This is a genomic window from Bradyrhizobium sp. 4, assembly GCF_023100905.1.
In the GTDB taxonomy this organism is placed as follows: Bacteria; Pseudomonadota; Alphaproteobacteria; order Rhizobiales; family Xanthobacteraceae; genus Bradyrhizobium.
Genome location: NZ_CP064686.1, coordinates 3,146,462 through 3,168,577, shown reverse-complemented (window position 1 = coordinate 3,168,577; position 22,116 = coordinate 3,146,462). Strand labels below are relative to the sequence as shown.

The 22,116-nt window shown below is 60.9% G+C and carries 22 protein-coding genes and 2 pseudogenes; 19 read left to right on the top strand and 5 right to left on the bottom strand.

The genetic code is table 11. The features are described from left to right. Positions 1-294 precede the first annotated feature (294 nt). From IVB45_RS14405 to IVB45_RS14390, 4 genes are all read left to right on the top strand, one after another. A complete protein-coding gene (locus IVB45_RS14405) occupies positions 295-1,356 on the top strand; it encodes a class I SAM-dependent methyltransferase (protein WP_247360356.1) in 1,062 nt (353 codons plus the stop codon). 135 nt (positions 1,357-1,491) lie between these two features. Then, the gene (locus tag IVB45_RS14400) at positions 1,492-2,349 is read left to right on the top strand and encodes a metal-dependent phosphohydrolase (protein ID WP_247360354.1); all 858 of its coding nucleotides are present in this window, start codon (positions 1,492-1,494) and stop codon (positions 2,347-2,349) included. 250 nt (positions 2,350-2,599) lie between these two features. Next, positions 2,600-3,658, top strand: a complete 1,059-nt coding sequence (locus IVB45_RS14395) for an alpha/beta hydrolase (RefSeq protein WP_027569401.1) — start codon at positions 2,600-2,602, stop codon at positions 3,656-3,658. 382 nt (positions 3,659-4,040) lie between these two features. Then, complete coding sequence (locus tag IVB45_RS14390; protein WP_027569400.1) at positions 4,041-5,042, top strand: sensor histidine kinase; 1,002 nt, start codon at positions 4,041-4,043, stop codon at positions 5,040-5,042. Positions 5,043-5,088: 46 nt separating this feature from the next. Here IVB45_RS14390 and IVB45_RS14385 read toward each other — a convergent pair. The 4 genes and pseudogenes from IVB45_RS14385 to IVB45_RS14370 form a co-directional block, all read right to left on the bottom strand. After that, positions 5,089-5,279, bottom strand: a pseudogene (locus IVB45_RS14385) (hypothetical protein); the annotation flags it as partial. A gap of 394 nt (positions 5,280-5,673) precedes the next feature. Continuing rightward, positions 5,674-6,765: a TRAP transporter substrate-binding protein gene (locus IVB45_RS14380; RefSeq protein WP_007592593.1), complete on the bottom strand. Its 1,092-nt coding sequence runs from the start codon at positions 6,763-6,765 to the stop codon at positions 5,674-5,676. A 217-nt stretch (positions 6,766-6,982) separates the two neighbouring features. Then, positions 6,983-8,125 (bottom strand): Mrp/NBP35 family ATP-binding protein, encoded by a 1,143-nt coding sequence (locus IVB45_RS14375; RefSeq protein WP_247360352.1) that lies wholly within the window; start codon positions 8,123-8,125, stop codon positions 6,983-6,985. 53 nt (positions 8,126-8,178) lie between these two features. Then, positions 8,179-8,616 (bottom strand): VOC family protein, encoded by a 438-nt coding sequence (locus tag IVB45_RS14370; protein WP_027517244.1) that lies wholly within the window; start codon positions 8,614-8,616, stop codon positions 8,179-8,181. 182 nt (positions 8,617-8,798) lie between these two features. Here IVB45_RS14370 and IVB45_RS14365 point away from each other — a divergent pair, with 182 nt between their 5' ends. The 5 genes from IVB45_RS14365 to IVB45_RS14345 all read left to right on the top strand — a co-directional run bounded on the left by IVB45_RS14365 (position 8,799) and on the right by IVB45_RS14345 (position 13,529). Beyond that, positions 8,799-9,671, top strand: a complete 873-nt coding sequence (locus IVB45_RS14365; protein WP_027569399.1) for an NAD(P)-dependent oxidoreductase — start codon at positions 8,799-8,801, stop codon at positions 9,669-9,671. A 22-nt stretch (positions 9,672-9,693) separates the two neighbouring features. Then, complete coding sequence (gene nhaD, locus IVB45_RS14360) at positions 9,694-10,971, top strand: sodium:proton antiporter NhaD (RefSeq protein WP_247360350.1); 1,278 nt, start codon at positions 9,694-9,696, stop codon at positions 10,969-10,971. A gap of 137 nt (positions 10,972-11,108) precedes the next feature. Continuing rightward, positions 11,109-12,704, top strand: coding sequence for a HAMP domain-containing sensor histidine kinase (locus IVB45_RS14355; protein ID WP_027569397.1), 1,596 nt, complete (start codon positions 11,109-11,111; stop codon positions 12,702-12,704). A 44-nt stretch (positions 12,705-12,748) separates the two neighbouring features. After that, complete coding sequence (locus IVB45_RS14350) at positions 12,749-12,946, top strand: DUF1289 domain-containing protein (protein ID WP_247360348.1); 198 nt, start codon at positions 12,749-12,751, stop codon at positions 12,944-12,946. A gap of 28 nt (positions 12,947-12,974) precedes the next feature. Continuing rightward, complete coding sequence (locus IVB45_RS14345) at positions 12,975-13,529, top strand: TIGR02281 family clan AA aspartic protease (protein WP_247360346.1); 555 nt, start codon at positions 12,975-12,977, stop codon at positions 13,527-13,529. A gap of 32 nt (positions 13,530-13,561) precedes the next feature. On the opposite strand, the gene dusA is transcribed toward IVB45_RS14345, so the two are convergent. Then, positions 13,562-14,557 (bottom strand): tRNA dihydrouridine(20/20a) synthase DusA, encoded by a 996-nt coding sequence (dusA, locus tag IVB45_RS14340; protein ID WP_256469464.1) that lies wholly within the window; start codon positions 14,555-14,557, stop codon positions 13,562-13,564. A gap of 132 nt (positions 14,558-14,689) precedes the next feature. Here dusA and IVB45_RS14335 point away from each other — a divergent pair, with 132 nt between their 5' ends. The 10 genes and pseudogenes from IVB45_RS14335 to IVB45_RS14290 all read left to right on the top strand — a co-directional run bounded on the left by IVB45_RS14335 (position 14,690) and on the right by IVB45_RS14290 (position 21,173). After that, positions 14,690-15,097, top strand: a complete 408-nt coding sequence (locus IVB45_RS14335) for a hypothetical protein (RefSeq protein ID WP_247360344.1) — start codon at positions 14,690-14,692, stop codon at positions 15,095-15,097. Next, positions 15,061-15,543, top strand: coding sequence for a hypothetical protein (locus IVB45_RS14330; RefSeq protein ID WP_247360342.1), 483 nt, complete (start codon positions 15,061-15,063; stop codon positions 15,541-15,543). Before IVB45_RS14335 ends, IVB45_RS14330 begins: the two co-directional genes overlap by 37 nt. Positions 15,544-15,777: 234 nt before the next feature. Continuing rightward, positions 15,778-16,530 carry a Crp/Fnr family transcriptional regulator gene (locus tag IVB45_RS14325; protein ID WP_247360341.1) on the top strand — a complete coding sequence of 251 codons (753 nt, stop codon included), beginning with the start codon at positions 15,778-15,780 and terminating at the stop codon, positions 16,528-16,530. Between the two features lie 31 nt (positions 16,531-16,561). Further along, entirely contained in the window at positions 16,562-16,831 is a 270-nt protein-coding gene (locus IVB45_RS14320; RefSeq protein WP_247360340.1) for a hypothetical protein, read from the top strand. A gap of 516 nt (positions 16,832-17,347) precedes the next feature. Further along, entirely contained in the window at positions 17,348-17,551 is a 204-nt protein-coding gene (locus tag IVB45_RS39065; protein WP_346015310.1) for a hypothetical protein, read from the top strand. A 735-nt stretch (positions 17,552-18,286) separates the two neighbouring features. Further along, positions 18,287-18,481 (top strand): hypothetical protein, encoded by a 195-nt coding sequence (locus IVB45_RS14310; protein WP_247360339.1) that lies wholly within the window; start codon positions 18,287-18,289, stop codon positions 18,479-18,481. A gap of 5 nt (positions 18,482-18,486) precedes the next feature. After that, positions 18,487-18,693: a GDCCVxC domain-containing (seleno)protein gene (locus tag IVB45_RS14305; RefSeq protein WP_247286735.1), complete on the top strand. Its 207-nt coding sequence runs from the start codon at positions 18,487-18,489 to the stop codon at positions 18,691-18,693. Positions 18,694-19,096: 403 nt separating this feature from the next. Next, complete coding sequence (locus IVB45_RS14300; protein ID WP_247286736.1) at positions 19,097-19,318, top strand: hypothetical protein; 222 nt, start codon at positions 19,097-19,099, stop codon at positions 19,316-19,318. A 17-nt stretch (positions 19,319-19,335) separates the two neighbouring features. Continuing rightward, the gene (locus tag IVB45_RS14295; RefSeq protein ID WP_247360338.1) at positions 19,336-19,758 is read left to right on the top strand and encodes a hypothetical protein; all 423 of its coding nucleotides are present in this window, start codon (positions 19,336-19,338) and stop codon (positions 19,756-19,758) included. A 110-nt stretch (positions 19,759-19,868) separates the two neighbouring features. After that, a pseudogene (locus tag IVB45_RS14290) lies at positions 19,869-21,173 on the top strand (IS66 family transposase). Positions 21,174-22,116: the final 943 nt, after the last annotated feature.

Here is a 22,116-nt window from a genome sequence, read left to right as displayed (position 1 = left end):
CTTCCACCATCCGCACGATTTCGGCCAGAACACAAGCGAGCCCGGTTTCGCTTTTAACTTTGTCAGGTTGGTGTAAGCTAGTCGGGCCGGTGCCCATATGGCCGCGCATGTCGGCTGCTGGGCTGCAGGCAAGGAATCCGCGGCTCGATCAACGTTACCGCTTCTGACCCATTCTGACATCAAGCGGCCCGCGGCTATTCGCCGGAACGCGAACCCTTTCATGCTTGCGATCCGCCGGTCGCCCTAGGCTTTTTGGATAACGATGAGGCTGTTCTCAAAGAGGAGGAAGCTGCAATGCGTGAACCAAACCTTGAAAAGCTGAACGCGCTGGTAGGAAAGCTGGTCGGCGACCTCGGCATCGCGCTTGGCGGCGCCAGCATACTGCTCGGCGATCGCCTCGGACTCTACAAGGCGATGGCGGATGGTGCCATGATCACTCCGTCCGAGCTTGCGAAGAAGACCGGACTGCATGAGCGTTACGTGCGCGAATGGCTGTCCGGACAGGCCGCCTCCGGATACATCGACTACCATCCGGAAAAAAATGCGTTCTCACTCTCGGCGGAGCAAACCATGGCGTTCGCCGAAGAGGGGTCGCCAGCCTTCTTTGCAGGCGCATTCGATGTCGTGCAATCCACCTATCTCGACGAACCCAAAGTCGCCGAAGCGTTTCGAACCGGGAAAGGCGTTGGTTGGCACGAGCATTCGAAGTGTCTTTTCTCCGGCACCGAACGCTTCTTCAGGCCGGGCTATAACGCCAATCTGGCTTCGAACTGGATTCCGACGCTCGAAGGCGTCGAAGCGAAACTGAAAGCCGGCGCCAGGGTAGCCGACGTCGGATGCGGCCACGGCGCCTCTACGATTGTGATGGCGCAGGCCTACCCCAATTCAGAGTTCTTCGGGTTCGATTACCATAAGCCTTCGATTGAACGCGCCAAGGTCCTGGCACAAGAAGCGGGAGTTGGAGACCGCATCACGTTCGCGCAGGCCAGTGCCAAGGATTTTCCAGCCAAAGACTATGATCTGGTGGCGTTCTTCGATTGCCTGCATGACATGGGCGATCCCGTGGGTGCAGGCAAGCATGTCAAGGAAACGCTAGCCAAGGATGGGGCTTGGATGATCGTCGAGCCGTTTGCTCATGACAATCTCAAGGACAATCTCAACCCGGTCGGATGCGTCTACTATCACGCCTCGACATTCATTTGTACGCCGGCATCACTGTCTCAGGAAGTGGGCTTGGGGCTCGGCGCACAGGCCGGTGAAAGCAGATTGCGTCAAGTGGCGACTGAAGCGGGCTTCAGGCGCTTCCGCCGCGCCACCGAGACGCCGTTCAACATGATCTTCGAAGTGCGTCCTTGACCGATCCGGCCGTTGCCTCGGTCCTGCAAGCCGCCGCGCGCTAATGGACAGATGCCCCGGCGTCGCGGCGCGCGCTAGCAACTTCTAAGTCGGTATCGCATTGGTCCGTGCCCTGACGAACTGAGGAGCTTGCCGGTGATAACGATTCCAGAACTGACGTCCCAGGCGCTCGGTGCGTTCCTGATCTCGGAGACAAGAGGCCGCTTCGGCTCGTCGCATGCCACCTTACCGGAATTGCTCCCCTACGCGGCAAAGCTTGCCCTGGAATGTATCGGCAACAGCGATGCATTATACCACAATGTCGAGCACACGTTGTTGGTCACGCTGGTCGGGCACGACATTCTGATCGGCCGCTCCCTCCTGAGGCCGACGACGGCGAGCGACTATGCTCACTTCATCCTGGCCTGTCTGATTCACGACATCGGCTACGTCCGGGGAATAATCCATGGAGACCAAGAGGCAGCCTATGTCGTTGATGGTACCGGCCGAACGGTGGAGTTGCCGATCGGCTCCTCCGATGCAGCGCTTGCACCCTATCACGTGGACCGCTCGAAATTGTTCGCCGCGGAGCGTCTCGACGCCGTCGACCAGATCGACGCCGCTCGCGTTGCCAGGGCCATCGAATATACCCGTTTTCCCTATACGGACGAACCAACGAGCGAACTCAAGGATGACTTGGATGATGAGGAAGGTTTGCTGCTCCGCGCCGCTGATCTGATTGGTCAGCTCGGCGATCCGAACTACATGAAAAAGTCAAATGCGCTCTTCTATGAATTTGAGGAGATCGGGCTCAACAAATCGCTCGGATACGCCACGCCCGCGGATGTGGTGTACAAATACCCTCAATTCTACTGGACCAAGGTTGCACCCCAAATCCAGGCTGCCATCCGCTGCTTGAATGTAACCTCGAGCGGACGGCAATGGATCAGCAGCCTGTATGGCAATGTCCTACGCGCTGAGCGAGAAGTCAGACTGTCTGGTCCACAGCTATAGATCGGCGTTCTAAACCGTGGTTTTCGGCAAAGAGGCCGGCGCGGCCTGAGGGGGCGCCGTTATCGGCTACTCGCGCCCCGTATTGCACGCGCGAGTCTGCACCAACGCCAGAGGCCGTTCGCCGGAACCTCGCGCCGGCTCGGACGTCTGCTTTTCATCGAGGAACCAAACACCCCGCATCCCCGTTTGCCTCGGCTGCAACATTTCTCACTTGCATGAGGCGTCGTGCAGACCACCGAAGGTAATGCACATGCGGGTTGCACGACGAACACGTTCCCCCTCGCTTCTGTCCGACTGCCTGGCCGCCCTCACGCGACATCCGGGCGCCACCGCATTTGCTGCCGCAGGTACTCTCATCGCGGCTACCGCAATCATAAACCGGCGGCTCGCGAACAAAGCGCAACGCGATAATCCTCCGCAGGGGCGGTTCATCGACGTCGAGGGGGTCCGCCTGCACTATTTGGAACGCGGCAGGGGCAAGCCGCTGGTCTTGTTTCACGGCAATGGCAGCATGGTCCAGGATTTCGACGCGAGTGGATTGATCGATCTCGCGGCCGAGAACTACAGGGTCATGGTGTTCGATCGTCCCGGTTTTGGGCATAGCTCGCGGCCGAGGCACGTCGTCTGGACCCCGGATGCCCAAGCGGACCTGTTCAAGAAGGCGCTCGATCAGTTGGGGGTCTCTCAAGCGATTGTCCTTGGCCATTCGTGGGGAGCGTCGGTCGCGGTTGCGCTGGCGACAAGACATCCCTCGTTCGTGCAGGCTCTCGTGCTGGCCTCGGGCTATTATTTCCCGACTCCCCGCGCGGACAGCGCCGCGTCGGTGCTGTCCGCCCTACCAGTGGTCGGGGACGTCATCAGCTCCACGATTTCGCCGCTAGCCGGTCGGATGATGTGGCCCGCGATGTTGCGCAAGCTGTTTGGCCCCCGGCCGGTGCCGAACAAGTTTGCGGGCTTTCCGAAAGAAATGGCGCTCCGCCCATCACAGATGCGGGCCACAGCGGCTGAAGCGACGATGTTGATCCCCGCCGCATTCTCAGGTTCGAAGACTTATGCAGAGCTCAAGATGCCGACGATCATTATCGCAGGCCAGGACGATCGTCTGATCGATATCAAGCAGTCGGTCAGGCTGCACGGCGAGGTCAAGCAGAGCAAATTGCGCCGCATCGACGGAGCGGGACACATGATTCATTATTCCGCAACCGCTGACGTGATGGCAGCCATCGACGAAGCTGCTGCCGAGGCCGTGTTGATCCATGGAAAAGAGGGTCCGGGCGTACAACAGCCCCGAGAGACTACCGGCGCCTGACGGGCAGATTGTTGGCGAGAAAGCGGCGGCACGGAATTTCCGAATAAAATGCCGAGCGCCCCAAAGGACGTGATGACCCGGCATAGCGCCAACGGTTCGTGGCGATGCCCATCGGTTCGTATGTGTTCAATCGGCACCAGCTCAAATTGCTGAATGAAGGTTCGCGAAGCAATGCGTAGTCGCAGACGAACAGCGCCACTTATGGCCGTCGGCGAGCCTCATGGCTCGTTTGAGGATCGCTTCTGAGCCAACTCGGGCACGGGACCACACTTCAACCCGCCCTCCCGGTCGAACCGAGACCTTTTCTACGGGGTATGGTATCTGTCGATCGCCCGTCGGCAGAGATGCCGATCTGGTCGGATCAGCAGGAAAGCAAAGCGCGATGTTTCCTAGCCAGGTGACGATGCCGTTGTGGCACGAAAAGCACCTTCGGGCTGCCACTCGCGCGGCCGGTGTCGCTCTATGGTCCTGGAACGTTGATACCGACGCCATCACCATGGATGAACCCGCGTACGACCTCTGGGAGGTGTCCAAGGACGAGCAGAACATTACGTTCGAAATACTCTCCAAGAGTATCCACCCGGCCGATCTTGAGAGGGTCAGATCAGCATTTGCGGCTACTCGCGCAGTCGTGGGCTCTTACGAGATCGATTTTCGTATTCTAACCGGAAGCGATATTCGTTGGATTTCCGCTCGGGGCCAAGGCGACGACGCCGACATAGCGGATCGAACTATGTTCGGTATTTTCCTGGATGTCACCCAACGCAAGCAAGCTGAGGAAGCCAACGAGCTACTGGCGGGCGAGATGAGCCACCGGCTGAAAAACCTTCTCACCGTCGCAACGGCGCTGACTCAAATCAGCTCACGCTCGGCAGCATCAAAAGAAGATATGGCCCAGGAGCTGACCAGCCGCCTGATCGCTCTTGGACGTGCTCAGGACCTCGTTCGCCCGGTACCAGGACAAAACAGAGGGGGGACGCTGCTTGGAGACCTCATCTCCGTTCTGCTTGCGCCGTACGACGAGGAGGGAGCCAGTGTTCGTATTCGCGTCTCGGTCCCCAAGATGAACGTGGGAGAGGCTTCCAGCACAGCACTCGCCTTGGTGATGCACGAACTGGCAACCAACTCTGCGAAATACGGTGCGCTGTCGCTTTCGAGTGGCACCTTGGACGTATCGTGCAACGCCCACGAGGACGAGGTGTTGGTCAAGTGGACGGAGCGGGGTGGTCCCCCTGTTGTCGCTCCAACAAAGCTCGAAGGCTTCGGAAGCCAGTTGGTGCACCGAAGTATGGCCGCCCAGCTTGGCGGGGCTATAAGTTTTGACTGGTCGGAAGAGGGTGTGGTGATCATCCTGCGCATGAGCAAAGACCGCCTTGCGAATTGATGCTCAGCTGATTTCCCGCGCCCACTCCTGTCACCCGTCTGCGATTGATGCGATTGTAAAAATGGTCGCTGGCCGGAAGCGGCGTCTTCAGCAAGTCGCCGCCGAAGAGCTCGTGAATCAATAGCGAAGTGACGTTGCATTGTCCTGCCGCCGGATGCTCGCCGTCCATTGCCTGGCGGTTGCCAACGACCAGCCCTTGCGCAGCGCGCTTTGAACCTCATCGGGATCGAAGCTCATCGTCACCCAGGCTGACCACCGAGGCGCCAATTTCGGATTATACGATAATGCCTTTCTGCCACTGTTTTGCCCGACGAGTCAAACGGTCTCGCTGAAGCAGTCGCTTCGTACGCCTGACCCACCCCGCTTTTGGCTCCCAAAATGCCAAGTTGCCATCGACCGCGCAATGCCCGGGCCTGCCTGCCATTAACTCCATCGCATCAAGCTGTTGGCTGCACTCGCAGCGCCTTGTCCTCTCGCCCCTCGTCTACTATGCATGGGGTTGTTTTTCAGATTTTTTGCTGGACGCCCCGCCCCTACCGCGGCGACAACGCCGCTCCGCGGTGTCGTCCCAAAGAAAAAGCCCGGCCTCGCGAACGAGGCCGGGCGTGTCGTCTTGCGACTTGCTCGAAGATCAGCCGCGGGTGCGCGAGCGGATCATGAAGCTGTCGTAGGTGTATTCGGCGACCTGCCACCACAGATATTCGTCGGAGCGGTAGGCCTGCATGGCGTCGATCGACTTCTTGAAGTCGGGATTCTTGGCCGAGATCTCGCCCCACAATTCGTTGGTCGCCTTGAGACAGGCTTCCAGAACCTCATTGGTGAACGGGCGAAGCTGCGTTCCGCCGGCGACCAGACGCTTCAGGGCGCCGGGGTTCACCATGTCGTAACGCGCGGCCATCCAGGTGTTGGTGTTGACGGTCGCGTTGGTGAGGATCGCCTGGTAGTTCTTCGGCAGTTCGTTCCACTTGTCGATGTTGGCGAAGGCGTGAACGGTCGGACCGCCTTCCCAGAAGCCCGGGTAGTAGTAGTACTTGGCGACCTTGGCGAAGCCGAGCTTCTCGTCATCGTAGGGGCCGACCCATTCGGCCGCGTCGATGGTGCCCTTCTCCAGCGACGGATAGATGTCGCCGCCGGCGAGCTGCTGCGGCACCACGCCGACCTTCTGGAGCACCTGGCCGGCAATGCCGCCGATGCGCATCTTGAGGCCCGAGAGGTCGGCAACGGTCTTGATCTCCTTGCGGAACCAGCCGCCCATCTGGGTGCCGGTGTTGCCGCAGGGGAAGCCCATCACGTTCGACTTCTTGAAGAACTCGTTGGCGAGCTCGTTGCCGCCGCCCTGGTAGAGCCAGGAATTCTGCTGGCGCGCGTTCAGGCCGAACGGCACCGACGCGAAGATCGCGAAGGTCGGGTCCTTGCCGACGTAGTAATACGACACCGTGTGGCACATCTCGACGGTGCCTTTCTGGGTCGCATCCAGCGCCTGCAGGCCGGGGACGATTTCACCCGCCTGGAAGACCTGGATCTGAAACTTGTTGTCGGTCATCTCGGCGACGTACTTCGCCATCTGCTCGGCACCGCCATAGATGGTGTCGAGCGACTTCGGGAAGCTCGACGTCAGGCGCCACTTGATCTCGGGCGAGGACTGCGCGATCGCCGGCGAGGCCACCGCTGCGGTCGCCGCCGCACCGGCTGCCGACACTTTCAGGAAATCACGACGCTTCATCTTCAGTCTCTCCTTGTTGGGGCGTTTCCCCTAACTTCCTCTTTGCTGCCGCTCATTCCGGCGACGCGTTCTTTGGCCGCGTCGAACCGAAGGGGCTTGACTGCCGTGGGCCTTTAACACGGAAGCCCCGCTTTCGAAACGCGACATTGGCATGACAGGGCTCTACGAAAGTCGCATGTCCCCGGGGTATTGGTTTGAAGGGATTGCTTGGATCCGCTCAGGCCGCGGCGATGACGCCCTTGAGTTGGTCCCGCACCTGTCCCGCAATGGCGCGGTAGATCGCCGCATGGGGACCGTCCGGCTCGCTGTCCACCACGGGCGTGCCGGCGTCCGAGGTGGCGCGAATCGCCATGTGCAGGGGGACCTCGCCCAGGAACGGTACCCCGAGCTTCTCGGCCTCGTGGCGCGCGCCGCCATGGCCGAAAATGTCGGATTTCGTGCCGCATTGCGGGCACTGGAAATAGCTCATGTTCTCGACGATGCCGAGCACGGGCACGTTGACCTTCTTGAACATCGCAAGCCCCCGCCGTGCGTCGATCAGGGACAGGTCCTGCGGGGTCGAGACGATCACGGCGCCCTTCAAGGGGACGTTCTGCGCCAGGGTGAGCTGGGCATCCCCGGTGCCTGGCGGCATGTCGACGACGAGGACGTCGAGCTGGCCCCATGCGACGTCGCGCAGCATCTGCGTCACCGCCGACATCACCATCGGCCCGCGCCAGATCATCGCGGTCTCTTCCTCAACCAGGAAGCCTATCGACATGATCGCCAGGCCAAAGCGCCTGAGCGGAATCATCTTGCGCTCGCCATCCAGCTCCGGCTTCTCATGCAGGCCCGTCAGCCGCGGCACCGAGGGGCCGTAAATGTCAGCATCGAGCAGCCCGACCTTGAGGCCGAGATCGCGCAGGCCCAGCGCAAGATTGAGCGCGGTGGTGGACTTGCCGACGCCGCCCTTGCCCGAGGCGACCGCGATCACGGCCGCGACGCCCGGAATCTCGGACTGCCGCGCCATCGGCGATTGGGCGCCGCCCTGCGGCGGCGGCTTGTGGGCGTGGACCGGCTGCACGCCCGGCGTGCCGCGACTGGGCGTTGGCGGCGGCGGTGGTGCCGCGCCCGCCTTCCGCTCCGCTGTGAGCGCCACCATGACGGTGGTGACGCCGGGAATGGCGCGCACAGCGGCCTCGGCCTCGGCCCGGACGGATTCCCAGGCGCGCGCCTCGGCGGCATCGACATTGATCGAGAAGAACACCTTGCCATCGGCCGCGCTGATCGCGCTCAGCACGTTGGCATTGGTGAGCGCGACCCCGCGGGGCGACTTGATCCTGGCGAGGCTGTCGAGAACCTGTTGCTGCGTCACGCTCAAAGCGCATCTCCTAGAATTCAAGATGCCCCATTAGAGCGGAAACGCCCAAAATGCTACTGCCTGCCGATATCGTCAGCCATCTCGGCGGGCGCCGCGCCCTGCTCCAGGGCAGCCTCGTAATTCAGCTCGATCATGACCCCGTTGGGGTCATGAACGAAGATCTGCCAGAGTTCGCCGCCGGGCACCTGGCGGGAGTCGAATTTCATCCCCTTTGAGGCCAGCCGCTGCTTCATGCCGTCAAACCCGCGGCTGGCGAAGGCGACGTGGTGGACAACGCCGGAATCCGGCTTTTGTGGCTCGGCAGTCGGAGAAATATCGACGAGGTGCACCACCGGCTTACCCTCGCTGTACATCCAGGCGCCGGGAAAGGCGAAATTCGGCCGGGCGCCCTTTTCCAGGCCCAGCACGTCCTCGTAGAAGCGGACGGTCTCGGCCAGATTCCGGGTCCGGATATTGAAATGATCGAGCACGCCCACGCTTACGCCGCCCATGCCTTCGCTCCCTTTTTTTGAAGTCCTTAGGTCCGCCATCCTAGCACAAGCGGGGGCCAAACGAACCCGTTGCCCTCCGGCCTCAAGGGTTTATGGTGCGGCCGATCTGCCGCAATGGCGGAACCGGGCGGCCCTCGCCCGGCAAGAACCGTAAAACCCAAACTACGGACAAGGTACCACAGATGGCTAAAGTCGCTTTCCTCGGTCTCGGCGTGATGGGCTTCCCCATGGCCGGACACCTCGTGAAAAAAGGGGGCCATGAGGTCACCGTCTATAACCGCACCGCGGCCAAAGCGAAGGAGTGGGCGGACAAGTTCGGCGGCAAGACCGCGGCGACCCCGAAGGCTGCAGCCGAGGGCCAGGACTTCGTGATGTGCTGCGTCGGCAACGACAACGATCTGCGCGCGGTCACGATCGGTGCCGACGGCGCGTTTGCCGGCATGAAGAAGGGTGCGACCTTCGTCGACCACACCACCGCGTCCGCCGAGGTCGCGCGTGAGCTCGATGCGGCCGCCACCAAGGCCGGCTTCAAATTCATCGACGCACCCGTGTCCGGCGGGCAGGCCGGCGCAGAGAACGGCGTGCTGACGGTGATGTGCGGCGGCGCACAGGACGCCTATGCGGGTGCCGAGCCGATCATCACAGGCGCCTATGCGCGGATGTGCAAATTGCTGGGGCCGGCCGGCTCCGGCCAGCTGACCAAAATGGTCAACCAGATCTGCATCGCCGGCCTCGTCCAGGGCCTCTCCGAGGGTGTTCACTTCGCCAAGAAGAGTGGCCTCGATGTCGCCGCCGTGATCGAAACCATCTCAAAGGGCGCCGCGCAGTCCTGGCAGATGGAAAACCGCTACAAGACCATGAACGAGGACAAATACGATTTCGGCTTCGCGGTCGAATGGATGCGCAAGGATCTCTCGATCTCGCTGGCCGAAGCCCGCCGCAATGGCGCTAATTTGCCGGTGACCGCGCTGGTCGACCAGTTCTACGCGGAGGTCGAGAAGATGGGCGGCAAGCGCTGGGATACGTCGAGCCTGCTCGCGCGCCTTAATCGCTGACCTCTGACGAAGTGATCCTGCCTTGCTGATCGCACTCGCCGCAATCTTCGTCCTCGCCTATGCGGCGATCGCGCTTGAGCATCCGATCGGGGTGAACAAGAGCGCGTCTGCGCTACTCGGCGCCGGCGTGCTCTGGACAATCTATGCGCTCGCGACCGGTGACCACACGCTGGTCGGCCGTCAGCTTGATGAGTCCGTCGCCTCCACCGCGCAGATCGTGTTCTTCCTGGTTGGCGCGATGACGATCGTCGAGGTCATCGACGCCCATGATGGTTTCGAAGTCATCACCTCCCGCATCAGCACGACCAGCCAGGTCCGTCTGATATGGCTGATCGGTTTCGTGACCTTCTTCCTCAGCGCCATTCTCGACAATCTGACCACCACCATCGTCATGGTCTCGCTGATCCAGCGGCTGATCGCCAAGCGCGACGACCGATTGCTGTTCGCCTCCCTCATCGTCATCGCCGCAAATGCCGGTGGTGCATGGACCGTGATCGGCGACGTCACCACGACCATGCTGTGGATCGGCGGACAAATTTCGCCCCTGAAAATCATGGGTGCGGTGTTCCTGCCCTCCCTGCTGAACCTGCTGGTGCCGCTCGCATTCATCAGCTTTTCGCTCAAGGGCAAGACCATCGCACCGCCGCCGAAAGAGGACGGATTGCAGGGCGTCGATCCGTTCGAGCGGAACGTGATGTTCTATCTCGGACTCGGCGTACTGATCGCGGTGCCCGCCTTCAAGACGGTCACGCACCTGCCGCCCTTCATGGGTGTCCTGCTCGGGCTTGGCGTCGTGTGGCTGGTGGGCGAGATCGTTCATCGCGACAAGGATGAGCATGTCCGTGGTCCGCTCACGCTGGCGAATGCGCTGACGCGGATCGACATGGGCTCGATCGTGTTCTTCCTCGGAATCTTGCTCGCGGTCGCCTGCCTCGAACATGCCGGCTTGCTCTCCATGCTGGCCAAATGGCTGGACACCGCGATCGGCCGACAGGACATCATCGTGATCGTGCTCGGGCTGCTTAGCGCCGTCATCGACAACGTGCCGCTGGTCGCCGCGACCATGGGCATGTACGACCTGGCGCATTATCCACCCGACAGCTTCCTCTGGGAGTTCATCGCCTATTGCGCCGGCACCGGCGGTTCGATCCTGATCATCGGCTCGGCAGCGGGCGTCGCCGCCATGGGGCTCGAGCGCATCGAGTTCCTCTGGTACGCCCGTCGCATCGCCCTCCCGGCGCTCGCCGGCTATCTGGCGGGCGCCGTGGTGTACATCGCACAGCACGCGGCGCTGCATTGAGCGGCTCACGTCGGATCCAAAATTAACGCCGGGTTAACGTAATTCTTTAGCTCCTTAAGTCACCTCTTAAGGATTTCTTGCCAGAGATAGACAATGCAGAAGGCCCGTCCCGCGCGGGCAGGAATTGTTGTTGTGCGATGAGTAAACCCGCTGAAAAGCCCGAGGTTGTGCAGCTTCCGGCCGAGCCGGTGAGCGTGCCGTCGGCGAGCCATCGCCGGGCTGCGGCACAGCGGGTGCGCGAGGCGCGCGACAAGTTAACGTCGACCAGTGGAACCCGGCCGGCTTTCGACGCCGAGATGCTGCGCCATTACGCCCAGACCCGGCTGTCGGCCTCCTATGTCGTGATGCTGCTTGTGGTCGCGACCGGCGTGTTGTTTGGGCTGTGGATGCAGCCGATCCCGGCTGCGGCCTGGACCGCCGGCATGCTGTGCATCCATGCCGCGATGATCCGCAGCTGCCACCGCTTCCTGGCCGAGCCCGCCTCGCCCGCAGCAACGCGCGCATGGCAGACGCGTTTCGTCGTGCTCGACCTGCTCTATGGCCTTTGCTGGATGGCGATCCTGATCCATCCCGTGCTCGACATGATCACGGAATCGCTGATGATGTTCCTGATGCTGCTGGTGATCGCAGTGTCGAGCATGCTGGCCGCCAATCTGCCGATCGCCGCCCTCGCCGCCACCGCGCCGGTCGCGGTCGCGATGGCGCTGAGCTTCGTGATGACGGGCTCGCTGGACAATTACATCCTGGCCGCGCTCGCCCTCGCCGCCGAAGGCTATTTCGTGCTGCTGGCCCACCGCCTGCACTCTTCGACCTTCGCCACGCTCGAGGCGCGCGCCGAGAAGGACGCGCTGATCGGCGAGCTCGAACAGGCCAAGGCGATCTCGGACGAAGCGCGCCACCGCGCCGAATCCGCCAATGTCGCCAAGTCGCGCTTTCTGGCGCAGATGAGCCACGAACTGCGGACGCCGCTCAATGCGATCCTCGGCTTTTCCGAGGTGATGAAGAGCGAGATTTTCGGCGCGCATGCCGTGCCGGTTTACAAGGAGTACTCGGCGGACATCCATAATTCCGGCGTCCACCTGCTCAACCTCATCAACGAGATCCTCGATCTGTCGCGGATCGAGGCCGGCCGCTACGAGCTCAATGAGGAAGCGGTCTCGCTGGTCGGCATTGTCGCCGACTGCCATCATCTGATGAAGCTGCGCGCCTCGAGCCGCGGTATCACAATCCACGAGGTGTTCGAGCAGGCGATGCCGCGACTGTGGGCCGACGAGCGCGCGATCCGCCAGGTCGTGCTCAATCTGCTCTCCAACTCGATCAAGTTCACTCCGCAGGGCGGCGAGATCTGGCTCAAGGCCGGCTGGACGGCCTCAGGCGGACAATATCTCTCGGTGAAGGATACCGGCTCCGGAATCCCCGAGGACGAGATCCCGGTCGTGCTGGCCTCGTTCGGCCAAGGCTCCAACTCGATCAAGTCGGCCGAACAGGGCGCCGGTCTCGGCCTGCCGATCGCCAAGAATCTGGTCGACCTGCATGGCGGTACGTTCACGCTGAAATCGAAGCTGCGCATCGGCACCGAAGTGATCGTCACCTTCCCGCCCGAGCGCGTGATGAGCGCGCTGGCACCGATGTCGGATGATTCTCCGCCGCTCCAGCCCGAGAGTTCCGCGGTAGCGGACGAGAAGCGCCGGCCCCGTCGCAAGCCGATCATGAGCGCAGGTACGGGCTCGTAACGAGATGCTTGCAGACATGCCAGACCATCCCTCACTATGTCCGAATGAGCAAAGAAACGCCCTGCGTGGCCGTCTGCATGATCGATCCCAAGACCAGGCTGTGCTTCGGCTGCGGACGCACGTTGCCGGAGATCGCGCGCTGGCACGCCATGGAGAGCGCGGAACGGCTCGCGGTCATGGCGCTGTTGCCGGTGCGAATGAATCAGGCTGGACTTGCGCGCATCGCGCCGGGACGCACCTGACCGGTCGGCGCGCATCTGGAGATGCGCAATGACCCGCTTTCTGCTCGTTCTCGTCATGCTCGCCTGCACGGCCGGTGCCGTCGTCGCCTATGGCGATTCCGACCAGATCGCGCGCGCGAGCAGCAAGGTCTCGCATATCTTTCGCGCGCAGACCGCAGCGCCCGCCCCCGCCGTGCAGATCCCGCGCGGCCAGGGCGGCGAATTCGCGCTGCGCGCGAAGATCAACGGCGTGGCCGCACCGATGGTCATCGACACCGGCGCGACTTCGGTAGTGCTGACCTGGGAAACCGCGAAAGCGATCGGGCTGCCGCTCGAGATGCTCGAATACGACGTCGATCTCGAAACCGCAGGCGGTCACACCAAGGCGGCCCGCCTCACCATCGACCGCCTCTCCGTCGGTCACCTCGTCGAGAAATCGGTGCCGGCCCTCGTCGTGCAGCGCGGGCAGATGAAGACCAACCTGCTCGGCATGAGCTTCCTGGACCGCCTGGAGAGCTGGGGCGTGCGCGCCGACAAGCTGATGCTCACCGGTTATCCGGAGCTCCAGACCAGTCAACGCCGCTCGCGCCTGGCAGTCGACTAGACTTTTGCAATCCGGCCCGCCATGTGCCTCGGCTAGGCTGCCGCCTCCGCCGGCGCGCGGGCACCGAGACGCGCAATCGCATCGCGCAGCACCTCAAGGCCGGCGCCCGGCTTCCCCCCCTGCTCGGCAAGATGGCGGCGGAAGGCGCGCGCGCCGGGCACGGCATGGAATGCGCCGACGAAATGCCTCGTCATGGAGTGCAGCCGCGTGCCGCGCGCGAGCTGTCGTTCGATGTAGGGCATCATCGCTTCGAGCGCATCCTGCATCGAGGCATGCGGCGCCGCCTCGCCGAAAATGTCGGTATCGACCGAGAGCAGCCGCCACGGCTCCTGATAGGCGGCTCGTCCAAGCATCGCGCCGTCAACGTGATCGAGATGTGCTCTTGCCTCGTCGATGCCGGGGATGCCGCCGTTGATGATGACAGGCATATCGGCCATCGCTCGCTTGAGGCGATAGACGCGATCGTAGTCGAGCGGCGGGATGTCGCGATTTTCCTTCGGTGACAAACCGCTGAGCCATGCTTTCCGGGCATGCACGATCAACGCATCGCAGCCGGAGGCAACGACCGCGCGCGCAAGGTTGTCGAGCGCGACTTCCGGATCCTGGTTGTCGATACCGATGCGGCACTTCACGGTGACGGGCACGGCAACCGCACCCTTCATCGCCTCGACACACCTCGCCACGAGATCGGGCTCTGCCATGAGGCAAGCGCCGAAACGGCCGTCCTTCACGCGGTCGGAGGGGCAGCCGACGTTGAGGTTGATTTCGTCATAACCGAACTCCTCGCCGATCCGTGCCGCCAGCGCCAGCTCGCGCGGATCCGACCCGCCGAGCTGAAGCGCGACCGGGTGCTCGACCACGTCGAACCCAAGCAGCCGCTCCCGGTCACCATGAATGATGGCACCAGTGGTCAGCATCTCCGTATAGAGCAGCGCCCGCCGCGTCAGGTGACGGTGGAACACCCGGCAATGCCGGTCGGTCCAGTCCATCATGGGTGCAACAGAAAAGCGATAGCCTTGATATTTCAACAGTTTATCTTACTCTTCAATGGGATGAACCGCGAACGTGTGCACTCCAAACTAGACGAAATTGCACACGTTTGTACCCGTTTTGACCTCTCAGTGCACACATAGTGCACACGAAAGTCGGAGTGCACACGCGTGGCGACCTTCACACAAATGGCATCAGGGAACTGGCGCGTCCAGGTCCGCCGGAAGACCCGCTATGTGGCCGAGACATTTCGACGGCGCAAGGACGGCGAAGAATGGGCGCTCGAGATGGAGCGCAATATCGATCGCAACGGATCGTCCAAGCCACGCGTGGCGCGGAACGTTCGCACGTTTGGCGATCTGATCGACCTGCACGATGAAGACATGCATGAAGTTGGAAGGCCCCCTCGCCGGTCAAAAGCTGCTGTAATGGCGTCGCTCAAGACTGCGCTCGGTAGCGTGAAGCTTCCCGCGCTCAATCGAGAGCGGCTGATCGAATTCGGAAAAGGAAGCGCGCCAAGGAAGGCGCCGGTCCCGCAACGTTGGCCATCGATTTATCTTTCATCCGGACAATCATAACTCATGCTGCCGCGGTGCACGGTATCGAGGTTTCAGCCGAGGAAGCCCGCCTCGCACGCGTCGCGTTAAGTCACCTCAACTTGGTGGGAAAAAGCAATGAGCGTGACCGACGACCCACACAGGACGAACTCGACGAACTAATCGAATACTTCGAGACGAACCGACGGCAATTCATACCGATGGGACGAATCGTTAGATACGCCGTGGCAACGACCTTGCGCCAGGAAGAAATCTGCAAACCCGAGTGGCCGCTGGTTGATATGAAGAAACGATTGGTGGTCATTCGAGACAGAAAGGATCCGAGGAATAAGGACGGAAATGACCAGAAAGTACCTTTGCTCAATCTAACGGGCTATGACGCGTGGGAGGTCGTGCTCCAGCAGCGCAATCAGTCCGACGGCGCGAAGTGCATCCCGCCCCTTTTGGTTAGCCTCATCAAGCGCTGATTTGCGAGGAGTCCAGTCAAGCTTCCTGCATCCCTTCGCTGCAGGAGAGACAGTCCGATACGTGCAAACGCTGCTCCATCTGGCCGAGCGCGAGGAAGCCATCTTCGTTGCCGAAGAATCTGGAGCGCTGGCGAATATCATGCTTTACTGAAGCATCACCGGCCGAGGCTTTGTCCGTAGGCGTCGGTGGCTGAGAGATCGTGCGCTCCCGCCTGCATGTGCAAGGGAGCGATCATGCCGCACCGCAAGCTAATAGCGCGCCTACAGGCAGTCGGCGGTCTGTTCGAACAAGATAAGCTTAGACTCGCGCGCATACCATACAGGCTGAAGTCCTTGGCTGACGGCGAATACGCGGTGCGCGAGGGAGACAAGCCCAGCAGCTGCATCGTTGTGATCGACGGCTTTCTAGCCCGGCAAAGGGTGGTGAATGATCGAAATCAGATCTCGTCATTCTACCTAGCGGGGGACATGCCCGACTTGCCTACCCTGCTTTTGCCGATCGCGGATTGTGATCTTTGCAGCGTCGGCAACTCGACCATAGCCACTGTGCCCCATTCATCTCTCAGAGAGATGATGACCGAATCTCTCGGACTTGCACACGATTTTTGGCACGAAACGCTGATACACGCTGCCATCTATCGCGAATGGGTTGAGAATCTCGGAGCGCGCCAAGCCTTAGGTCGACTCGCGCATCTTGTTTGCGAGCTCACCACTCGGATGGAATTCGTCGGGCTGGCGGACAACGGCAGTTTCACGATACCGCTCACGCAACAAGATGTTGCCGATGCATGTGGACTTTCGATAGTTCACGTGAACAGGACGATCCAGGAACTCAGGGCTTTGGGTCTCATCGAATGGGAAAACTACACCGTTACTCTGCTCCGCGCACAGGAACTGCAAGCTGTAGCCGAGTTCAGCCCTGAATATCTGCATGAATTGAACCCAAGCGCAGGATCGAAGCTCAGCAAATCTGGCTCAGGGTTTTAGGAATGCGCGGGCATTTACTAACTTAGCGCAAATGCCGCGTTTTCATTTCGACTATCATGAAGCGGAACGGGTCACTCTCGACGAGTTCGGCCAGGAAATGCAGAGCATTGTTGCAGCTCACAGGATGGCCATGGTCGCGCTAGGCGAGGCCGTGCGCGATTTTACCCTTGCTGCTCGTCCAGGCACCATCGCGATTGTCGTTAGGAAGGACGGCGGCGTTCTCCTGACAGTCTCTGCTACTGTTGAGCAGACTGAAGGGGAGACTTGGGCGAAAGAGGCCGCCGACTGCCGCCGCTTTTAAGGCTTACTCCGTCGCGCCTTGTGCATCCGGATTTGCTCCGCGCAACGCGCGAGGCATCGTTAGTCTGGGCGATGTTCCGCAGCGTTTCCCTCACAGGCGGGTGTTCTGCGTTGTCGGCCTTAGTCCGAACTCGTTTGCGTCGGGAACAAAGCCGCCAAGGTTTCCCTCAGCGGCTTGTGTCGTTGTGTTGCGTTGCGTTTGTTGCCGCGCCGAGCGGTGCTCGAACGTAGCCCAAGCCTGCCACCCACAGGACGCACAACCTTCACGAATGAGGCAGTGGATGCGTCATCGCATGAGGCAGTCGATGCGCTACGTACAGCCGTTTTGTTCAAGTTGGAACGAACAAATCCGCGCCTAGAAACACGACGTGGCGATCAGCGGATCCGTGACTTCTACCAGCCAGCAATTCGCTCCCTTTGAAGTGAGCGGACGGCATCGTATGTGCACTTTGGAACATAACTCGCTCTCATGAGTTCCTGATCCGGAACACACCTGACCGGCGACAGGGAGCGAGGGATGCAAGGGGCCGCGGTTCTAATCTTGGTCGTGGAGGACGATCAGCTTGTCCGTGACCTGGTGGCAGATGCATTGTCCGACGGCGGCTTTACGATCGAGGTCAGCGTCTGTGGAGAGGATGCCGTCAAACTTCTTCTAAGCGACGCCACCAAGTATCGAGCCCTCATCACCGACATCAATTTGGTTGGTACTGTTGACGGTTGACAAGTCGGCCACCGCGCCAGAGAGTTCAATCCTGACATCCCTGTTATTTACATGACGGGTGCGGCGGCCGATCAGTGGTCCGCTCACGGCGTGCCCAACAGCATCCTATTGAGCAAGCCATTTGCGCCAGCGCAGATCGTAGCAGCCGTCGCTCAGCTTCTGAACAACGGCGCGCCTCCAGCGTAGTGTCACACTGATGCCTACAAAGAAAGAAGGCCAAGAAGTCAACCGCTTCGTCGAAGCCGGGTCGAGAAGCTGCCATGCAGCAGACGATCCTGAATGAAATGGCCGAACTGCGGGCCTTGTGAAGAAGCTGCTGCGCAAGCTCAACCGATCGGAGCTCCCTTGAAGAGAGTGATCGGCGCCCCTAGGGAGTGCCAGGGAACAACGGCCGTCGATCGGCCTTAATATGCGATGACGGAGACCGCACCGACACAAGTCGTCTTTGCATGCGCGAGATGCGGCCAAGCGTACGGCGCTGCTCAATTCCGCTCTTCGTTGACGAGAGCAAGCTCTTTCAAGTGCCTATCCTGCGACGCTGTAGTTATCGCCTGGATGGGTGACTACGACTATGGGAATTGGAAGCCACTTTCCCGCACCACCCCAAAGAACGGTCTGCCCCGAGCGCAGTGACGCGCCGCAAAAAACGGCAGCAATGTTGCCTGTTTATTTCTAGCGACGCCGCACCGCAGTTGGCTGTATCGTTCCATTTTTCTAACAGCGGATTTGATTGCCATGCACCATATCCAGAGTAGGCATGTTGCCGCGATCCTCAAACTGACCGACCAGCAGCTTGAAGCAGTTCGCACCGCTCCAGAGATCCAAAAGGAATATTCCGAAATCCTCGTCTTGAGAGAGAAGATAAAATTGGCGACCGATCTGAAGAAAGCTCGCCGGCAGCTCCTTGCTCCCTGCCTGCCACGCGCCTGAGGTAAATGATCCTGAACTCCACGATCACGTGTCCCAACTGCAGTCACGCTGCTGCCGAGGTCATGCGGACCGACGCTTGCCAGTTCTTCTATGACTGCAAAGGCTGCGGCGAGCGCCTGAAGCCGCTCCGTGGCGACTGCTGCGTGTTCTGCTCCTTCGGCACCGTTCCCTGTCCGCCGGTTCAAGAGAACGGCAAGGGCTGCTGTAGCTAGCTGCCCTGAAGGGAGCGAGCCGACATCCCTGAGGGAGTGAACACTCGCCGGAAGGCTTGCCGTGTGGATCCAGCCGGTTTTTAGATCGGAGAAGGAAGCCGCTTCTGTCGGGCGCGCGTCGCGCCAACGGGCTCTTTGAAGCAACCGCTGATGGCGCTGCACGACCGCGGAATGCAACTTAGGTCAGGAGCGCGCTCCTAATCGCTCGCGAGGACGACCCGATATCTTCACGTGCCCGCAAAATTTTGATCCATCCATTTTAGAACGCTGCAAAATTTGATCGCGCTTCCGGTGCCGCCCGCATTGCGGCGGGTGCCGCGACGAAATCCGGCGAGAATGGGAACACTATTCGGAGCCGCGAGGTTCTTCCCGTTAGAGGCTAATGGAATGCGGAGTTTCTTCCATGGCTACCCAGATCGTTATGGACCACAGAGGCGACAGCAGACATTTCTTTGAACGAACTGATCCGAAGGGGCTCGCCGAGGCTGAACGGCGATTTAAGCAGCTCACTGATCAGGGATTTACCGCCGCCACGCGGACGGCGGGCAGTGAACTAAAGGTCACACGGTCGTTTGATCCCACCGCGGATGAGACGCTATTTTATCCGCGGCTCGTCGGCGGCTAAGCTATCGAGATGCGACAATGTTTCTGTTCAGACGCAGGGACGTCAACAGTGCGCGCTTCCGTGCCCTCCGTGAGCTTTATCGGAGCTTCACCGAGCAAAACGGCCCGGAAGCGCGTTCGCGGCGTCTGCTGCGGGATTGGCTATCTCCAGAGCAGCGCGCGCAATTCGATGCCGACAACTATTTCGAAGTCACCGGTTCTCACACCGGCAGACGATATCGAGTTCAATATGGTACCCTGAGCAATGTTGTAGAGCTTGACGTAACTGGGAAGCCCGCGATCGGCTGGTGTTTCGTTCCCGATCGTGCTCTGGCGGCTGGCGATGTGATGCTGGCTCAGAAAATCGCCCTCGAAACCGACGAAGCCGCGGTGCTCGCGCTTGCCCACCGGTTTTCTCCGAGACTGCCATCCCTGCCCCAAGTAGTGCGGCGTGCTTACTAGTTCGCTCACGGACCAGGCTGCCGTTGTGACGGTGACGTCTAGCGGTTCCATTCACGATCAGCGAGGTAGCGCCGAACGCGATCCTATTGGAGACCGCGCCGATAGAAGCTGTGTCGCAGGAGACGACCGCATTCCGTCCTACTGTTCAGGATTTCCGATATTTGCCGCGGGTGGAACGGATCATCGAGCCTGCGAGCACGCTCTGTCCGTGCGGCTGCGGTGCCATGACGAAGATCGGCGAGGACGTCAGCAAACGCCTCGACGTGATCCCGGCGCAATGGCGGGTGTTGGTCACGCGCCGCCCGAAATACATCTGTCGCCATTGCTCGGGCCCTGTCGTGCAGGCGCACGCACCGGAGCACGTGGTGCCCAGCGGGCTGCCAACCGAAGCGGCGATTGCGCACGTGATCGTCTCCAAGTTTGGCGACCATACGCCGTTTTACCGCCACGCCGAGATCTATGCGCGTCAGGGCATCCGACTTGATCGGGCGACACTGGGCAACTGATCCGGCCACGCCTGCTTCCATCTTCAGCCTATCGCGGACCACATGCGCCAGCGCCTAGCCATGGCGGATCGTCTGTTCATGGACGAAACCACGGCGCCGGTGCTCGATCCCGGGCGAGGCCACACGAAGAAAGGGTACTTTTGGGCGATCGTCTCCGACGACCGCGGCCACAGCGGCCCAAGTCCGCTGATCGTGCTGTTCCAATATGCCCCCGGTCGCAGCGGTGCCTTTGCGGAGCAGTTCCTGGATGGCTTTTGCGGACACTTCCTGCAATGCGACGCCTATGACGGTTATGACCGGCTGACCGAAGTCGCTCGACCGCAAGGGCCGTGGACGCTCGTGCATTGCTGGAGCCATTTGCGCCGGCGCTTCGTCAAATTGGCCCGTAACAGCAAATCGCCGATCGCCGAGGCCGCCGTTCGGCACATCGCACAGCTTTACGCCATCGAAGCCATGGTGCGCGGCTCATCGCCGGACATCCGGCTGGCCGCGCGCAGGGAGCACTCGCTGCCCATAATCGCCGCGTTAAAGACTTGGTTCGAGAAACAGCTGTCGATGATCTCCAGCGGTTCGACGCTCGCCGAGGACATCCGCTACGCGCTCAATCACTGGCAGGGGCTGACCCGCTTCCTCGAAGACGGGCGCCTCGAGCTCGACACGAACCCGGTCGAGAACGCCATCCGGCCAGTCTGCCTGACCAGAAAAAATGCTCTCTTCGCCGGACATGAGGTCGGGGCTGAAAATTGGGCCTTGCTTGCGTCGCTCGTCGCCACCTGCAAGCTCAACGACATCAACCCGGCCGCCTACATCGCCGAAACACTCGAGGCCATCATCGACGGCCATCCCCATAGCAGAATCGAAGACCTCATGCCGTGGCGATTCCGCAAAGCGTCAAGCCAGCTCCAATAAGGGTCCCGGCTAAGCGCTTACGATGTTCCGTGGCTAACTGACGACTTTGAGCGATGGTTTCGTTGGCTCGCTCGAGCAGGCGACGTGTCTCGGCGCTGAATTCTTCGGCCATTCTGCGCTCCTAACATACAAGGCGGGAGCGCGGAATTCTCTCAGCCACCGACGCCTACAGTCAGCCCCTCGGCCGGCGATACGTATCAACGTGCGGAGCCGCCTATCGTTGCTGGGCTCGTCCACTCCCCCTCAGGAGGAGTCAAGGCGCGGTAAGCCAGCCCTTGGAGAGGTTTTAGGAGGAAGCCCACCATGCCTCGGGGAATGGCGTCAGCAAAGTCCGATTGACTTGGTTGTCGTTGCCAGGGGGCCCGATAGCTCCTGCATCCAGCTTGGTGGCACGCGGCGACGGAAGCGGACAGACAGGGCGCCTGGTTCACGACTTCGAAGGCTGCGCGAAACGAGATGTGTCAAGCGTAATGGAGGCACACCGCGGGCCCTCCGCTGCTTCTTCGACTAGACCTCGAAGATATTCCAATTCTGAGACCTGAGAGGTGATTTCGCCAAGTCCTTGGGCATAAAGGATTGCGCGAGAGCTTCGCATAAATGTTCTCACAACAAAATCACTATCAGGACAGCATCAGAGCAAATGAGAAGACTTAAATCAGCGACCGCGCTCGGCTTCATTGAAGCATGTGAATCCCGTCTGCGAACCCGAGTAGTTCCGGAAATTCAGAACCCCACTGTCTCCACTCAGGTAGGGGGCTGCCGTCTGCTCAAAATGAATTTCTTGACTGCTTGAATCGTGCGAGCAAGCTGTCGCCGCCGGCGCGACCTACGCGGCGGGGTGACTAGCACAACGAAGAGCAGGTTCAGCAGCAGCCAGCAGCCGACCGCGATGAAAATGTACTTCATAACTCCTCAGAGGTACCCTCGGCGCGCCTGCGCCCGA

What these genes read in the sequence shown, in the direction of transcription:
- IVB45_RS14380 (WP_007592593.1), bottom strand. Translation starts at nt 6,765, where the DNA reads ATGAAGCGTCGTGATTTCCTGAAAGTGTCGGCAGCCGGTGCGGCGGCG.
- IVB45_RS14395 (WP_027569401.1), top strand. Translation starts at nt 2,600, where the DNA reads ATGCGGGTTGCACGACGAACACGTTCCCCCTCGCTTCTGTCCGACTGC.
- IVB45_RS14325 (WP_247360341.1), top strand. Translation starts at nt 15,778, where the DNA reads ATGCCGCACCGCAAGCTAATAGCGCGCCTACAGGCAGTCGGCGGTCTG.
- IVB45_RS14305 (WP_247286735.1), top strand. Translation starts at nt 18,487, where the DNA reads ATGATCCTGAACTCCACGATCACGTGTCCCAACTGCAGTCACGCTGCT.
- IVB45_RS14310 (WP_247360339.1), top strand. Translation starts at nt 18,287, where the DNA reads ATGCACCATATCCAGAGTAGGCATGTTGCCGCGATCCTCAAACTGACC.
- IVB45_RS14345 (WP_247360346.1), top strand. Translation starts at nt 12,975, where the DNA reads ATGACCCGCTTTCTGCTCGTTCTCGTCATGCTCGCCTGCACGGCCGGT.
- IVB45_RS14390 (WP_027569400.1), top strand. Translation starts at nt 4,041, where the DNA reads ATGTTTCCTAGCCAGGTGACGATGCCGTTGTGGCACGAAAAGCACCTT.
- IVB45_RS14320 (WP_247360340.1), top strand. Translation starts at nt 16,562, where the DNA reads ATGCCGCGTTTTCATTTCGACTATCATGAAGCGGAACGGGTCACTCTC.
- IVB45_RS14295 (WP_247360338.1), top strand. Translation starts at nt 19,336, where the DNA reads ATGTTTCTGTTCAGACGCAGGGACGTCAACAGTGCGCGCTTCCGTGCC.
- IVB45_RS14300 (WP_247286736.1), top strand. Translation starts at nt 19,097, where the DNA reads ATGGCTACCCAGATCGTTATGGACCACAGAGGCGACAGCAGACATTTC.
- IVB45_RS14350 (WP_247360348.1), top strand. Translation starts at nt 12,749, where the DNA reads ATGAGCAAAGAAACGCCCTGCGTGGCCGTCTGCATGATCGATCCCAAG.
- IVB45_RS14370 (WP_027517244.1), bottom strand. Translation starts at nt 8,616, where the DNA reads ATGGGCGGCGTAAGCGTGGGCGTGCTCGATCATTTCAATATCCGGACC.
- IVB45_RS14365 (WP_027569399.1), top strand. Translation starts at nt 8,799, where the DNA reads ATGGCTAAAGTCGCTTTCCTCGGTCTCGGCGTGATGGGCTTCCCCATG.
- IVB45_RS14405 (WP_247360356.1), top strand. Translation starts at nt 295, where the DNA reads ATGCGTGAACCAAACCTTGAAAAGCTGAACGCGCTGGTAGGAAAGCTG.
- IVB45_RS39065 (WP_346015310.1), top strand. Translation starts at nt 17,348, where the DNA reads ATGCAAGGGGCCGCGGTTCTAATCTTGGTCGTGGAGGACGATCAGCTT.
- IVB45_RS14355 (WP_027569397.1), top strand. Translation starts at nt 11,109, where the DNA reads ATGAGTAAACCCGCTGAAAAGCCCGAGGTTGTGCAGCTTCCGGCCGAG.